The organism is Streptomyces sp. BV286, from assembly GCF_019090165.1.
Classification (GTDB): Bacteria; Actinomycetota; Actinomycetes; order Streptomycetales; family Streptomycetaceae; genus Streptomyces.
Genome location: NZ_JAHRIB010000141.1, coordinates 77,544 through 89,872 on the forward strand (window position 1 = coordinate 77,544; position 12,329 = coordinate 89,872).

A 12,329-nucleotide genomic window follows, 5' to 3' on the forward strand; every position below is an offset into this window, starting at 1 on the left:
CCGGGACGGGCTCCCTCCCCACGGCCACCCCTGCGCGTGGTGCTTCGCCGGACGACCAGGGGGAACTCGGGGCCCATGACTGAGCACACAGCCGATCAGACGTCGTACTGGATCGAGACGGCACCCCCGGGAACCCTGCACGCACCCCTGGCCGCCGACCTCACGGTGGACGTCGCCGTGGTCGGTGGCGGCATCGCGGGCCTCAGCACCGCCCGGGAGCTGGCCCGCACCGGCCGCACCGTGGCCGTCCTGGAGGCCGACCGGATCGCGACGGGGGTCACAGGGCACACCACAGCCAAACTGAGCGCCCTGCACACCCTCGTCTACGAAGGGCTGCGGCGTACCCGGGGCGCCGAGGCCGCGAAGCTGTACGCGCGCTCCCAGTCCGAGGCGATCCGCCACGCGGCGGCGATCGTGGACGAACTGAGCATCGACTGCGACTGGGAGGACACGGAGGCCTTCACCTACACCCAGGACCCCGAAAGGGCCGGGGAACTGAAGGCGGAGGCGGACGCCGCCCGCGCAGCCGGGCTGCCCGCGGACTACGTGACCGGGACCGACCTGCCGTTCCCCGTCGTGGGCGCCGTCCGGGTGTCGGAGCAGGCCCAGTTCCACCCGCGGAAGTACCTGCTGGCCCTCGCCGACGACCTGCTCCGGCACGGAGGGACCATCCACGAGCACACCAGGGTCATCGGCCTCAAGGAAGGCGAACCGTGCCGCCTCACCACCGAGGCGGGGCCGACGGTCACCGCCAAGGACGTGGTGGTCGCCACGCACTACCCGGTCTTCGACCGGGCGCTCCTGTTCACCCGGCTCTCCCCGCGCCGCGAACTCGTACTGACCGCCCCCGTCGCGGCCGAGCTCGCACCGCACGGCATGTACATCACCCCGGAACACGGCACCCGCTCGCTGCGCACCGCCCCGTACACGGACGGTCAACGGCTGCTCATCGTCACCGGGGAGCACTTCACCCCGGGGACGACCGACGTCGAGGAACGGTTCGCGCGGCTCGCCGACTGGGCCACAGAACACTTCGGGACGCTCACCTTCACGCATCGCTGGGCGACACAGGACAACGACTCCACCGACTCCGTGCCGCTGGTCGGCCCGTTCCACGTGGGCAGCCGTCACACCTACGTGGCGACCGGCTTCGGCGGCTGGGGCATGAGCGGCGGCATCATGGCGGGCCGGCTCCTGTCCGACCTGATCGCCGGGCGGAATCCGCCGTGGAGCGAGCTGTACGACCCCCGGCGGGTGCGCACGGCCGTACGCGAGGCCCCGGCCTTCCTCAAGCACCAGGCCCAGGTCGCCCGGCACTTCGTCGGGGACCGGCTGCCGCCCACGTCGGGCTCGGTGGACGACCTCGCCCCGGGAGACGGAGCACTCGTCCGTATCGACGGCCGGCGCTGCGCCGCCTACCGCGACGAGGGCGGAGAGCTCCACGCCGTCTCCGCCCGCTGTACGCACCTGGGCTGCCTGGTCGCCTTCAACCGCGCCGAACGAGCCTGGGAGTGCCCCTGCCACGGCTCCCGCTTCGACCCGGACGGCCGGATCCTCCAGGGGCCCGCCACCCAGCCCCTCGAACCACGTGACGTGACCGGCACGGACACGTCGGCGGACCCGTCCGCGGAACGTCCCTGAGGTCCTCCCGCTTCCGGCCCGGGAGGGCGGGGCCGGTCCCGGCTGGGTTTCCCGGTGCCGCCGCTGGGGACTCGGCGGGGGAGGCCGAGAGACGGCAGCAACGCGACGCAGACCCGGCCCCGGGCGGGGCAGGACGCAGAAGGAAGATGAGGAGTCGTGACCGCGTACGGCAGCACCCAGGACACCGTTCGTCGCCCCGAGACAGGCTGGGCGCAGGCCCGCCGCCGTGACAACGGCGTACGCATCTGCCTGTCGGCGACAGCCGAGAGGGATCCGAGCCGGACTCCCACGGAGCCGGAGGGCAACATCGTGAGGGGCGAGGACTGAGCGCGTTCTGCCCGACGAAGACCCGACCCCGACGAACACCCACGGGGACAGCCCGGAGCCGGAGAGACAGTCGACTGCCTCTCCGGCTTTTCGCATGCCCGTCCACGGCCCGGATGATCGACTGGTGAGGAGTCGAGCCCAGGGCTAACGTCGATCTAGCGAACGTCGGGGCCCGGACGCCGTCAGGCACAGAGGTCAAACCCATGACTGGAACTCACGCGACATCTTCCGGCACTGCCAAGTCCCCGGAGCGGGGCCACGGGAGTGGTATCGCACTCCTCGTCATCGCCTCGTGCCAGCTGATGGTGGTCCTCGACATCACCATCGTGAACATCGCACTCCCGCACATCCAGAGCTCGCTCGGGTTCTCGACCGAGAACCTGTCGTGGGTGATCAACGCCTACACGCTGACGTTCGGCGGTCTGCTCCTGCTCGGCGGGCGGCTGGGAGACGTCCTCGGCCGCCGCAGGGTCTTCATCTTCGGCGTCCTGCTCTTCGTGCTGGCCTCGCTGCTCGGCGGACTCTCCCAGGAGTCCTGGCAGTTGCTCGCGGCCCGCTCACTGCAGGGTGTCGGCGGAGCCATCGCCTCGCCGACGGCCCTGTCCCTGATCACCACGACATTCCGTGAAGGACCCGAGCGGAACAGGGCGTTCGGCGTGTTCGCCGCGGTCTCGGCCGGCGGCAGCGCGATCGGCCTGCTCGCGGGCGGGCTGCTCGTCGAGTGGCTCGACTGGCGCTGGGTCCTGTACGTCAACGTCCCCATCGGCCTGCTGATCGCGCTCGCGACCCCCCGCTACATCCGGGAGTCGGAACGCATGCCGGGGCACTTCGACATCCTCGGCGCGCTCACCTCCACCGCGGGCATGGTGCTGCTCGTCTACGGGTTCATCCGCGCCTCGGAGGAGGGCTGGAGCGACGGCCTCACCATCGCCGCCTTCCTGGCGGCCGTCGTGTTCCTCGCCGCGTTCATCGTCGTCGAACGCCGCTCGAAGCAGCCCATCACGCCCCTGTGGATGTTCCGCGACCGCAACCGCTCCGGTGTCTACGCGATCATGCTCAGCCTGGCCGCCGCGATGTTCGGCATGTTCTTCTTCCTGACGCTCTTCGTGCAGAACATCCTCGGCTTCAGTCCGCTGCGGGCCGGACTGGCCTTCCTTCCGGTCAGCGCGATCATCGCCCTCGGCGCAGGAGTCGCCTCCCAACTCCTGCCCAGATGGGGGCCCAAGCCGTTCATGACGGTCGGTGCCGTCCTGTCCGCGATCGGACTGGGCTGGCTGACACTGACCGAGGTCGACAGCACGTACGCCGGGAGCATTCTCGGGCCCATGCTCGTCTTCGGCTTCGGTATGGGCCTGAACTTCGTGTCACTGACGCTGATGGCGGTGTCCGGCGTGGCGCCGCAGGAGACCGGAGCGGCCTCCGGGATCCTCAACGCCACCCAGCAGGTGGGCGGTTCGCTCGGCCTGTCCGTGCTGGTCACCGTCTTCGGCACGGCCAGCCGCAACGAGGCCACCGACCAGGTCCGCCAGTTCATGGCGGAGGCGACCCCGGCCCAGCGCCTCGAGTTCCGCAGAACCGGCGCACTGCCGGCGCCATGGAGCGACCAGGTACTGACGTCGGGCATTTCGAGCTCCTTCGTCGTCGCCGCGGTCTTCGCCGTCGCGGCTGCCCTGATCGCCCTGCTCGTCATCCAGGTACGCCCCGACGACCTGGAACGTCTCCAGGGCAACGGCGCCCTGTCCGCCGTACCAGCGCCGGACGGCCCGCAGGGCACGCCGGCCGGCGGCGGCGAGACGGCACCGGACACGTCGGAGCCCCGCGAGGGCCCCGGTCCTCCACCCGCTCACGGCTGAACCCCGCCCGTCGATCCAGGCCGTGCCGGTCGCGGCGGCGGCTCGGCTCAGGAGAGGGACTGTTCGGCCCAGATCACCTTGCCCGCGGGCGTGTAGCGCGTCCCCCAGCGCTCGGCGAGCTGGGCGACGAGGAACAGCCCGCGTCCGCCCTCGTCCGTCGTCGCCGCGTACCTCAGGTGCGGCGAGGTACTGCTGCCGTCGAAGACTTCGCAGATCAGGGTGCGGTCGAGCAGCATACGGACCCGGATGGGGCCGCTGCCGTACCGGATCGCGTTGGTGACCAGCTCGCTGAGCATCAGCTCCGTCGTGAACACCATCTCGTCCAGCTCCCACTCGGCCAGCTGCCGGGTGACCGAGGCCCGCACCTCGCCGACGGCCGACGGCTCCGAGGGCACCTGCCACTCGGCGATGCGGTCGCTGCCGAGGGCACGGGTGCCCGCGACGATCAGGGCGATGTCGTCGCTCGGCCGGGGCGGCAGCAGGGCGTCGAGAACACCCTGACAGGTGTCCTCCGGTGACCGGTCGGCCCCGGCGAGGGCGGTACGCAGCAGTTCCAGCCCGACGTCGATGTCCCGTTCCCGGTCCTCGACGAGCCCGTCGGTGTAGAGGACCAGCCTGCTGCCCTCGTCCAGCTCGAGCTCGGCCGTCTCGAAGGGGAGGCCACCGAGGCCGAGCGGCGGCCCCGCCGGCACCTCGGGGAAGTCGACGGTGCCGTCCGGGCGGATCACCGCGGGCGGCGGATGGCCCGCCCTGGCGACGGTGCACCGGCGGGACGCCGGGTCGTAGACGGCGTACAGGCAGGTGGCTCCGGTCACCGCGGCGTTGCTGTCCTCGCCGTCCTCCGCCACCTCGTCCTGGTCGATACGGCCGACCAGCTCGTCGAGGAGACCCAGCAGCTCGTCGGGCGGCAGGTCCAGAGCCGAGAAGTTGTGGACGGCGGTCCGCAACCGTCCCATCGTGGCCGCCGCGTGCAGCCCGTGGCCCACGACGTCACCCACGACCAGTGCGACCCGGGCGCCCGAGAGAGGCAGCACGTCGAACCAGTCGCCGCCCACCCCCGCCTGGGCGGGAAGGTAGCGGTAGGCGATGTCCAGGGCGCTCTGCTCGGGCAGGTTGCGGGGCAGCAGACTGCGCTGGAGGGTCACGGCCATGGTGTGTTCGCGGGTGTAGCGGCGAGCGTTGTCGATGGAGACCGCGGCGCGGGCGACCAGCTCCTCGGCGAGGGCCAGCTCCTCGTCGTCGAACGGCTCGGGCTTCTCGGAGCGCCAGAAGTTCGCCACGCCCATCACCAGGTTGCCCGCCCGCAGGGGGACCGTGATCAGTGAGTGGATCCCGTACTCCACGACCTGCGCGGTGCGCCCGAGGTCCTGGGCGAGCCAGCCGTGAGCCTCCCTGAGATCGGGTGCGACGACGGCCTCGCCGGTGCCGAGGCTGTGGGCCTGGGGCGTGGAGGCGACGAACCCGATCCGCTCGCCCACCGCGTACAGGGGGGCGTCCTTCCGGATCCCGCTGAACGCAGTACGGCGCAGCGAGGTGCCCGCATCCGGCTCCTCCCCGCTCAGGACGGCCTCGGCCAGGTCCACCGTGGCGTAGTCCGCGAAGCGCGGTACGGCCACTTCCGCCAGCTCCTCGGCGGTCCGGGTCACGTCCAGGGTCGTACCGATGCCCACTCCGGCGTCGTACAGGAGCTTGAGGTGCTCCCGGGCCACCTCGGCCCTGCCGGACAGCGCGCGCAGCTCGGTCGAGTCGCGCAGCGTTGCGACACTGCCCGCCGGGCCGCCCTTGAGGTCGGTGGGCCGCTGGTTGATCGCCAGCAGCCGGTCGCCGACCAGACGCACCTCGTCCGTGGCCACCCGCCCGGAGGCCAGCAGGTCGCCGGTGTCCGTGTCCAGACCGAGCTCGAGGACGTGAAGGCCCTCGGCGTTCTCCGGAAGGTCCAGCAGACGGTGTGCCTCGTCGTTGGCGAGGAGCAGCCGCCCCTCTCCGCCGACGATCAGCACTCCCTCGCGGACGGCGTGCAGGACCGCGTCGTGGTGCTCGTACATCCGGGTCATCTCGAACGGTCCCAGGCCGTGGGTCTGGCGCAGCAGCCGGGTACTCACCAGCGCCGTCCCGCCCAGGGCCAGGGCGAGTGCGGCGCCCGCGGCGGTCAGCAGGAGCGGCAGCTGCCGGTCCCCGACACCTCCCACGTTCTCGGTCGTGATGCCCGCCGACACGAGGCCCACGACCGAGCCGTCGTCCTCCTTGACGGGCACCACGGCCTGCACCAGTGGCCCGATGGTCCCCGTGATCTCCTCGGTGAAGGACTTTCCGGCCAGCGCCGGATCGAGGGTTCCGACGAACGTCTTGCCGATCCGGTCCGGCTTGGGGTGGGTGTAGCGGACGCCGTCGGTGTTCATGACCACGACGAAGTCCACCTTGGACTGCACGCGGGCCGCCTCGGCCCGCGGCTGGAGCACGGCCGTGGGATCGGGGGCACGCAGTGCCTCGCGGGTGCCCGGAGCGTTGGCGAACGTCTCGGCGACGGCCAGGGAGCGGTTGCGCGCCTCCTGGGTGCTGTCGTGGCGTACCTGCAGGATGAGCGCCACCACCGCGGCCGCGACCAGCAGGAGCACGATCGCCACCTGCAGTACGAAGACCTGGCCGGCGAGGCTGCGTCCGCCCAGCGGCAACCGAGGCCCCGCGGGCCCGCGGCGGGGCCCGTCTCCGTGTGCCCCTCGCCGGCCGAGCGGCCTGTGCGGCGTCTGCGGTGTCCGCCGCCCGTGCGCTCGTCGTGGACGGTCATGGCTGTCACGTCTGCGCCGTGCGCGCAGGCCGCCGGGGCGGGGGATCGACCGGGCCCAGGATCGACCCAAGAGTCGGACCATATGCCCATGTCTACACTGCCGGGCGCCAGGAGGCGAGGGGCACCCGTGGTGCGGGGGGCGGAAGGTCTGACCCATGTGGCCCAGACCAATGGCGAAGCCCGCGGGGGACGGGCCGATCACTTCGGGCGGCCGGAGGCGCTCGGGCGCGGGCGCCGGAGCCTTCCCGGCCGTCCGTGACAGGGCGACGCTGCCGCCGGTGTGATCCGGCCGCATCATGGAAGAGGGGGTATTCATAGCTTTTGTGCCTGAATGCACGCGGAGGTCGTCATGCACACCCCGGACCGCTACCGGCTGACCTTCACCCACGGGCGGTCAGGCACTGGCGCAGCCACGGACGAGGTGGTCGTCGAACGGACCGCCTCCCTCGGACCGGGCGGAAACCCGGTCTACTGCGATCCCACGGGAATTCTCAGGGCCGAGATCAGCCCGGCCGGAGAGGTGCGGATGCTGGCCAGCGGCGGCTACCAGTCACCCCGGCCGCCCTCCGTCGAGCCACTGCCCTGAACGGTTCGGGCCCCGGCCGGTCCTTTGCCGGCCCTCGTGCCTCGTACGCGACGGCGGCGGGCGTCGGCGTGATCCGCCCCTGACCTGCGCCGGCGACGGTGCCGGACGACCCGCACCGCACGCCGCGGCATACGGCACGCGGTGCGTGCAGAACCCGTGGCCGAGGACGCACGACGGGTGCGACGAGCGGGACACACCTGTCCGAAGAAACCGTTGGCTCCACGACAGGTGCCCGGTTAGCGTGCCCTTCGGCCGTCCGATCTGGGGGAAAAGACATGGTGGCAGGGCCTGTTGTCGATCTGCGCGAGCGCGGAGGGGACTTCACCCGCGATCCCTATCCCGTGTACGCCGAACTGCGCGCGGCCGGGCCCGTGCACCGGGTGCTCGACCCCGACGGCGAGGAGGTGTGGCTCGTCGTCGGCCACGACGCGTGCCGAGCGGCCTTCACCGATCCACGGCTGAGCCGGGACTGGCGCAAGTCCGGAAACATGGCCCAGATCGTCAACACCGAACAGGACCAGCCGGCCCTCGCCCACATGCTGATGTCGGACCCGCCGGACCACACCCGGCTGCGGCGCCTGGTGGCCAAGGAGTTCACCCCGCGCCGCATCGAGGCCCTGGCCCCGCGCGTCCAGCAGATCGCCGACGAGTCGCTGGACGCGATGCTGGCGGCCGAGGACCGGCGCGCCGACCTGGTCGCCTCCTTCGCGTTTCCGCTGCCGATGACCGTCATCTGCGAACTGCTCGGAGTACCCGCACTCGACCGGGCGGCCTTCCGCGGCTGGTCCAACGAGATGGTGGCCCGTACGAGCCCGGAGGCGGAGGCGCGGGCCTACCAGGAGATGCCGGCCTACCTGGCCGAGCTGATCGCGGCCAAGCGCGCCCGGCCCGCCGAGGACCTGCTGAGCGCGATGATCCACACGGTCGACGACGGCGGCGACCGGCTCTCGCCCTCCGAACTCATCGGGATGTCGGTCCTGCTGCTCATCGCGGGCCACGAGACGACGGTCAACCTGATCGGCAACGGCGTACGGGCCCTGTTCGCGCACCCCGACCAACTCGCCGCCCTGCGGGCCGACGCCGGCCTCCTCGACGGCGCGATCGAGGAGATGCTGCGCTACGACGGTCCGGTGGAGGCCTGCACGGACCGTCTCGCCCTCGCGGATGTGGAGATGGGCGGCGTGACCATCCCGGCGGGCTCCACCGTCCTGATCGCCATGGCCGACGCCGACCGCGACCCGGAGCGCTTCCGGAACCCCGACCGCTTCGATATCCGGCGGGACGCCCGCGGCCACATCGCCTTCGGCCACGGCCTGCACTACTGCCTGGGGGCCCCGCTGGCGCGGCTGGAGGGCCGCATCGCGATCCGCACACTCCTGGAACGCTGCCCGGACCTGGCACCCGACGCGGACGAGGCCGAGCTGACGTGGATGCCGGGGCTGTTGATCCGGGGCGTACGGGAGCTGCCGGTGCGCTGGTGACCCGGTTCCTGCCCGCGAACTCCTAAGGCCCGGGCCGGCTCACCGCAACAGGTGTGTGCGCTACGGAAAGTGACAGGGCGCCGACCCCCGGCCACCGCACGGGGGTTGCGGCGGCCTGTCGCAAAACGGCGAAATCGGCAGCGATACCCCTGTTGTCGGTCGGTCGGATCGTTCCATCCGCAACCAGACCGCGGGAAAACGTGATTGGCCGCACACCGCCCCCGCAAACGCGTGGTTCATGAGAGGTTTCTAAGAACCTGAGATGTGTTTGAACACTCGGGGCTTCATCTCCGTATGAAGCGGGGGATTGCCATGCCGTTCGGCAACGAAGCGTAGGAGTAGATCCTTGGGACGCAACACGCGCAGACGCCCGACAGGCGCACGGCGCGCGACCATAGGGGCGGTCGCGCTGATGCTGGGAGGAGGTGGGCTGGCAGCGGCGAACGTCTATGCCACGGCCTCCGAGAACACTTCGGGCAACCAGCCCAACCAGGTCCTGGCCTCGGGAGCCGCCACGATCGACTGCCCGGACGTCGGCAGCCAGCTGGCCGCGGTACCGGAGGTCGCCAAGACCCAGGTCGACAAGGAACTCGCCCTCCTGGACAAGCAGATCGCCGAGGCCTACCAGCGGCTGCAGAGCTCCGCTGACGCGATCCGGCAGGACAGCGGCTTCGCCGAGAACGCGATCATGAATCCGCTCAAGGACAAGCGAGCGGCCGCGATCGACCGGATCGCCATCGCCATCGACGCCGTGGGAGACCGCCCCGAAGGGCTCGAGGCCTTCGCGCCCTGCATACTCCGCGCCTCCGGCAACCAGGCCGAGCCGGAGAACGGGCAGAACGGCGACGGCCAGGGCGACAACGCGGACAACGGCGACGGCCAGGGCAACCAGGACGGCCAGGACCAGGGCGCCGGCCAGGGTGAGGGTCAGGACCAGGGCGGCGACCAGAACCAGGGCGGCGACCAGGGGCAGGGTGACCAGCAGGGCGGCAACGGCGGCCAGGCCGGGAACGGTCCCGTGGCCGCGGACTTCGTGGACATCAAGACCGTCCAGCCCAACGTGCGGAAGCCGAACGCCCAGGGTGGCGCCTCCAAGGGCACCTTCACCACCAAGTGCGGGGTGAACGCGAACGGGCTGTTCAACTCCGACAACGTGATCGTGGCTCCCGGTGTCAGCAACGGCGCCCACCACTTCCACGACTACGTCGGCAACCAGGCCAACGACGCCTTCGCGAGCGACGAGGACCTGGCGAACGGCGAGACGACCTGCGAGAACGAGGGCGACAAGTCCTCGTACTTCTGGCCCGTGCTGCGGCTGCAGAACGGCGCCGAGGAAAAGGACGCGGCCTCTCCCGGCGGCGGCATCGAGGGCAACGCGGGCGAGATCCTCACGCCCGAGCAGGTCACCATGTCGTTCGAGGGCAGCCCGCAGGGCAAGGTCACGGCCATGCCGAAGCTGCTGCGCATCATCACCGGCGACGCCAAGGCGTTCGTCAACGGCCCCGCCAACGCCAACGCGTCGTGGAGCTGCACCGGCTTCGAGGACCGGCAGCTGAAGGACAAGTACCCCCTCTGCCCCCAGGGCAGTGACGTGGTCCGCACCTTCAGGTTCCAGAGCTGCTGGGACGGCCAGAACATCGACAGTGCCAACCACCGCACCCACGTGGCGTTCGCGGGCGCCGACGGCAACTGCGCGGGCGGTTTCCGCGCCATTCCGCAGCTGGTCCAGCGCATCGTCTACGACGTCGACGCGCCCAGCGTGGCGGACGGCGGCCGGACGAAGCCGCTGTTCGCGGTCGACTCTTTCCCGGAGCAGCTCCACAAGCCGGGCACCGACCACGGCGACTTCATCAACGTCTTCGACGAGGCGCTGATGGGGGAGATGGTGGACTGCATCAACGAGGGCCGAAAGTGCGACGCGGCGTCGGGCGCGGGCGAGGAACCGGCCGACCCGCCGGCGCCGAATCCGGACGACCCCTCGGACGAGGACGACCAGCAGGGCGGGAACGACCAGCCGGGGAACGAGCAGCCCGGTGGTAACGACCAGCCCGGAAACGAGCAGCCGGGCGGGAACGACCAGCCCGGAGGCAACGGCCAGGACGACGAGCCGGCGGACAACGGCGGCAAGGACACGCCGGAGCCCACGGTCAGCAGCACGCAGGAGGCCAAGCCCGCCGACGGCAAGAACGGCGACCGGGACAACGCGGCGCCCAAGGCCGCCACGTCCTCGCCGGCGGCGGCCCAGAACGATCCGGCCACCCCGGCGGACGGCTCGGACGCCGACAGTGCCGTGCCGGGTCCCGAACCCGCGGAGGCGGGCGGGGCGACCGAACCGCAGGCGGTCACGGGTGGACTCGCGGACACCGGGACGCAGCTGTGGCCGGCCGCGTTCGGAGGCCTGCTGGTGATCGCGGGCTTCGTACTGCTCCGCCGTATCGGCAACAGGTCGAGGTAACACCGCTCAGGCACCTCACCAGGGCGGCCGGACTCTGCGCAGGCAGGGTCCGGCCGCCCTTCGTGCTGGAGCGGCGAGGAGTCCCGTCGGTGCGCGCATGCCGCGCCGGGCCGAATGAGCGCGCGCGTCGATGAGTGACTGGATCAAGACCTTCCCGGAACGCGGAGACTCCCGGGCTTCCCGGGCGCGCGGGCCGACCCGTGCTCGCGGTGACTCGCGCCCAGGCGAAGAACACCGGCTGTGTGCAGGCACGATGCCGTCGGCGCCCGCCGGTGACGGCATGCGTCCCGGCGGCTGAAGCGGTCGACGGAGGTCTCGCAGCCGGGCGGGAGAGCAGTGGGAGCGCAACGGATGCGCCAGGACAAGACCGGTACATGTCGGGCTTGTTCGGTATTTCAGGCCCCTTCGCCCGGAGTGTTTCTCGCAGCCGGGTGTGGCCGACACGGCTCGTGTTTGACATATTTGCCTACCGGGTCGGGTGCGTCGGCGCCCGTGCAGGGGGCCGGTCCCGTGGGCGTCCACCCCGGACCCGCCTCACGCATGGCCACCGAACGCCTTCGGCCGGGTACACAGGCAAGGTGGGATTCGGCGGACGCCGCGTGACGGTGCCCGTGCTGAGGTTCACGGGGGAGAGCGGTGCGCACAGGCAAAGCCAAAGAGATGCGGAATCTGATCGGCCAGCTGGTCGACGGGCTGAACCTGCCCGCGCCCACGGACCCCGAGCTTCTGTTCGCGGCGCTGATCACCTCCGTGAGCGAGCTGAGGGGCCGTGAGGTCCGGCTCGTGAAGGAGGAGTTCCCCCACCAGACCGCCAGTGGACTGTGGCTGGACCTCCCCGCCTACGACCTCATCGTGGTGGACAAGCGGGCGACCCCCCTGCACCAGCTGGCGATCTTCTTCCACGAGGTCTGGCACATGCTCAGGGGCGACTGCGGCAACCACGTGGTGGGCAAGGCGGTGGCGGCCCGGATGCTCTCGACCGGTGCCGAGCTCTCCGAACTCCAGGAGCCCGTACGGAAGGTGGCCGCCCGCACCGAGTTCGACCGGCGCGAGGAGGCCGACGCCGAGAGGTTCGGACTGCTCGCGGTCACCCGCTTCCGGATCTGGCTGGAGGGAGAACCCGACAGCACGGCCATGGACCGGGGGCGGGTCGCCGGCCGCATCGGTGCGTCGCTGGGACAGCGTCGGCCACAGGTCTGAG

General features: G+C 71.2%; 8 protein-coding genes. 7 read left to right on the forward strand and 1 reads right to left on the reverse strand.

Features of this window, described 5'->3' with window-relative positions; all coding sequences use genetic code 11:
- Positions 1–75 precede the first annotated feature (75 nt).
- The 3 genes from KUF83_RS20160 (at position 76) to KUF83_RS20170 (ending at position 3,821) form a co-directional block, all read left to right on the forward strand.
- Positions 76–1,641, forward strand: a complete 1,566-nt coding sequence (locus tag KUF83_RS20160) for an FAD-dependent oxidoreductase (protein ID WP_217456130.1) — start codon at positions 76–78, stop codon at positions 1,639–1,641.
- A 156-nt stretch (positions 1,642–1,797) separates the two neighbouring features.
- The gene (locus KUF83_RS20165) at positions 1,798–1,968 is read left to right on the forward strand and encodes a hypothetical protein (RefSeq protein ID WP_217456131.1); all 171 of its coding nucleotides are present in this window, start codon (positions 1,798–1,800) and stop codon (positions 1,966–1,968) included.
- A gap of 203 nt (positions 1,969–2,171) precedes the next feature.
- A complete protein-coding gene (locus tag KUF83_RS20170; RefSeq protein ID WP_217456132.1) occupies positions 2,172–3,821 on the forward strand; it encodes an MFS transporter in 1,650 nt (549 codons plus the stop codon).
- 47 nt (positions 3,822–3,868) lie between these two features.
- Here KUF83_RS20170 and KUF83_RS20175 read toward each other — a convergent pair whose 3' ends face one another.
- Positions 3,869–6,688, reverse strand: a complete 2,820-nt coding sequence (locus KUF83_RS20175; RefSeq protein ID WP_254644101.1) for a SpoIIE family protein phosphatase/ATP-binding protein — start codon at positions 6,686–6,688, stop codon at positions 3,869–3,871.
- Between the two features lie 267 nt (positions 6,689–6,955).
- Between KUF83_RS20175 and KUF83_RS20180 the strand changes: the two genes are divergently transcribed.
- The 4 genes from KUF83_RS20180 to KUF83_RS20195 all read left to right on the forward strand — a co-directional run bounded on the left by KUF83_RS20180 (position 6,956) and on the right by KUF83_RS20195 (position 12,328).
- Entirely contained in the window at positions 6,956–7,192 is a 237-nt protein-coding gene (locus KUF83_RS20180; RefSeq protein WP_217456133.1) for a DUF6296 family protein, read from the forward strand.
- Positions 7,193–7,467: 275 nt separating this feature from the next.
- Complete coding sequence (locus KUF83_RS20185; RefSeq protein WP_217456134.1) at positions 7,468–8,673, forward strand: cytochrome P450; 1,206 nt, start codon at positions 7,468–7,470, stop codon at positions 8,671–8,673.
- A 346-nt stretch (positions 8,674–9,019) separates the two neighbouring features.
- The gene (locus tag KUF83_RS20190) at positions 9,020–11,128 is read left to right on the forward strand and encodes a DUF1996 domain-containing protein (protein WP_254644102.1); all 2,109 of its coding nucleotides are present in this window, start codon (positions 9,020–9,022) and stop codon (positions 11,126–11,128) included.
- Between the two features lie 660 nt (positions 11,129–11,788).
- A complete protein-coding gene (locus tag KUF83_RS20195) occupies positions 11,789–12,328 on the forward strand; it encodes a toxin-antitoxin system, toxin component (protein WP_217456135.1) in 540 nt (179 codons plus the stop codon).
- The last annotated feature ends 1 nt before the right edge of the window (position 12,329 follow it).

Excerpts from the sequence above, each read along its gene's own strand:
- KUF83_RS20160 (WP_217456130.1), top strand. The coding sequence starts at position 76 with ATGACTGAGCACACAGCCGATCAGACGTCGTACTGGATCGAGACGGCA.
- KUF83_RS20170 (WP_217456132.1), top strand. The coding sequence starts at position 2,172 with ATGACTGGAACTCACGCGACATCTTCCGGCACTGCCAAGTCCCCGGAG.
- KUF83_RS20175 (WP_254644101.1), bottom strand. The coding sequence starts at position 6,688 with ATGGTCCGACTCTTGGGTCGATCCTGGGCCCGGTCGATCCCCCGCCCC.
- KUF83_RS20180 (WP_217456133.1), top strand. The coding sequence starts at position 6,956 with ATGCACACCCCGGACCGCTACCGGCTGACCTTCACCCACGGGCGGTCA.
- KUF83_RS20185 (WP_217456134.1), top strand. The coding sequence starts at position 7,468 with ATGGTGGCAGGGCCTGTTGTCGATCTGCGCGAGCGCGGAGGGGACTTC.
- KUF83_RS20195 (WP_217456135.1), top strand. The coding sequence starts at position 11,789 with ATGCGGAATCTGATCGGCCAGCTGGTCGACGGGCTGAACCTGCCCGCG.